Source organism: Mesorhizobium sp. M7A.F.Ca.MR.148.00.0.0 (genome assembly GCF_003997735.1).
Taxonomy (GTDB): Bacteria; Pseudomonadota; Alphaproteobacteria; order Rhizobiales; family Rhizobiaceae; genus Mesorhizobium.
Window position 1 is genome coordinate 1 of the sequence record NZ_RZTB01000717.1, and the last position, 233, is coordinate 233.

Below are 233 nucleotides of genomic sequence, written 5' to 3' on the forward strand. Positions count from 1 at the left end.
GCAAGGTCACGAGCGGTACCTGCCATGTCATGGGCCACGGCATGGAGCATTGGCACCCCAATCCGGATTTCTTCTTCCAGCCGGGCGCCGGTCCCGTGCTCGATATCGGGCCTTACTACATCACCAATCTGATCCAGCTGATCGGACCGGTGAAACAGGTCGCGGCCTTCGCGACGACGCCGGCCAAGGAGCGGACGATCAGTTCAAAGCCGCGCGCGGGTGAAAAGATACCG

General features: G+C 61.8%; 1 pseudogene. It reads left to right on the top strand.

Features of this window, described 5'->3' with window-relative positions:
- Nucleotides 1–233 (top strand): annotated as a pseudogene (locus EOB49_RS35965) (gfo/Idh/MocA family oxidoreductase); the annotation flags it as partial.